A 1,618-nucleotide genomic window follows, 5' to 3' on the forward strand; every position below is an offset into this window, starting at 1 on the left:
TACGAGTTTAGACTTGCTCCTTAAGAAAAGCCCACCATGTCCGCAGATAAATCATTTGACTGTATTCCAATTAGAGTGATAGATGCGACATCATTAACAAAATGAACAACAACACCTTCACTGGTATCTTCGAAGCTACTAATCTCTGATAGTAATTTCTCAAGACTATCAATACCGGTTGAATCTGATTCAAAAACCAATAAATCTGCGGAAGCATCAAAGTCTTGCACAGTGAAATTACCAGCAGCATAAAAACTGAACTGATCGTTACCGGCGCCGCCAGTTAAATCATCATTACCCCCACCCGCATGGAGAACGTCATCGCCTAAATCGCCTATTAGAACATCATCCCCCTCACCTCCGTCCAAATGATCATCGCCATCACCACCGTTGAGATTATCATTCCCCTCTCCGCCAATGAGAACGTCATTACCTAAATCACCTGTCAAAACATCATTGCCAGCCCCCCCATCAAGTCCGTCATCGCCGCCGCCGCCAGTGAGAGTATTATCTCCGTCACCTGCGTGGAAATGGTCATTATTATCGTCGCCGATGAAATCATCTTGCCCGGTGGATTCGTCATCTATACTTATACTCATATCAATTGCTCCTACTGAATAGTTAAAAAAGTTTATTCTGCATATGCAATAAAAATACTGTCGTTATTAATCGCATTGGCTAAAAAGTCCTACCATTTCGTACTTCCCTTACAAAAGGCCTACAAATTTATTTTCTTTTTCGGCCACTACTTAGATTGTCGGGGCACGTCTCGATTCTTCATTTAATCTCAACTGATCTCCATAAAGAATCTATTTCATTACAGTATCGTTTTCATACAATTAAATATGTACGGTGGCGCACCTAAAAAAAATATCTTATAACATTCCGTGTGGCTCAATTATCGCTTAGTTTCTCAAGTATTTTGTCCGAATAATCCGACATGTATGGTTGAAGCAAAACATGCATAGGATCAAGCACAGTGATTCTTAGGCGTCCCTGCTCTACTAAATACTTGGTCGTCATCTGACATTACAGGAAATGAGGCATGGGGACTTTGATGTTGCTTGAGGGTGCGGAAAACCTTTATTCGGTTCATCCAGCAAATACGTCCTTTCTGGTTCAACCGACAAGAACGTAATTAGTTTCATGCAGCGTCATAATTTTAAGTTTAAAGAACTCGAGATATCTCTGAAACCATAGGCCATTTTGTGCAAGGTTTTAATCTTGTTGTTGGTGCCTTCCAACGGCCTAGTTTTCAATGGCGGAGTAAAAATAATTTCAACGACTCTTAAGTTTTGGTAAGCCAACGCGAACAGGATAATTGCCTTCTAATCAGAAGATACAAAGTTAACACCAGACGGCTTTATTTGTTTTGTTTGGCATTGGTTTTTGCAATCACAATAAGCTCAGCTTGTAATTTATTATAATCAGATCGCAAGCGCTCCAATTCGTTTTCACGATCCGAGAGGCGCGTTTCGAGCGCGATATTCTGTGTGGTGAGTTCTGAAATCTGGGTTGTAAAGGCGGAAAGTCGCGTTTCGATTTCTGTAATGATCCTTTGGCTTTGTTCCAATTCATTTTCCAGACGAGCAATTTCTCCCGCATATTCTGATAATTA

3 protein-coding genes are annotated in these 1,618 nt (G+C 40.7%); all 3 read right to left on the reverse strand.

The genetic code is table 11. The annotated features are described in order from the left end of the window. Nucleotides 1-20: 20 nt before the first annotated feature. The gene (locus tag C7H79_RS17055) at nucleotides 21-599 is read right to left on the reverse strand and encodes a calcium-binding protein (protein WP_106708417.1); all 579 of its coding nucleotides are present in this window, start codon (nucleotides 597-599) and stop codon (nucleotides 21-23) included. A gap of 555 nt (nucleotides 600-1,154) precedes the next feature. Continuing rightward, on the reverse strand, nucleotides 1,155-1,307 hold the full coding sequence (locus C7H79_RS19640) for a transposase (RefSeq protein ID WP_197714675.1): 153 nt from the start codon (nucleotides 1,305-1,307) through the stop codon (nucleotides 1,155-1,157). Nucleotides 1,308-1,363: 56 nt separating this feature from the next. After that, nucleotides 1,364-1,573: a hypothetical protein gene (locus tag C7H79_RS17065; protein WP_106708418.1), complete on the reverse strand. Its 210-nt coding sequence runs from the start codon at nucleotides 1,571-1,573 to the stop codon at nucleotides 1,364-1,366. Between the last annotated feature and the right edge of the window lie 45 nt (nucleotides 1,574-1,618).

Origin of the sequence: Nitrosomonas supralitoralis (assembly GCF_003011925.2) — a bacterium.
GTDB classification, from domain to species: domain Bacteria; phylum Pseudomonadota; class Gammaproteobacteria; order Burkholderiales; family Nitrosomonadaceae; genus Nitrosomonas; species Nitrosomonas supralitoralis.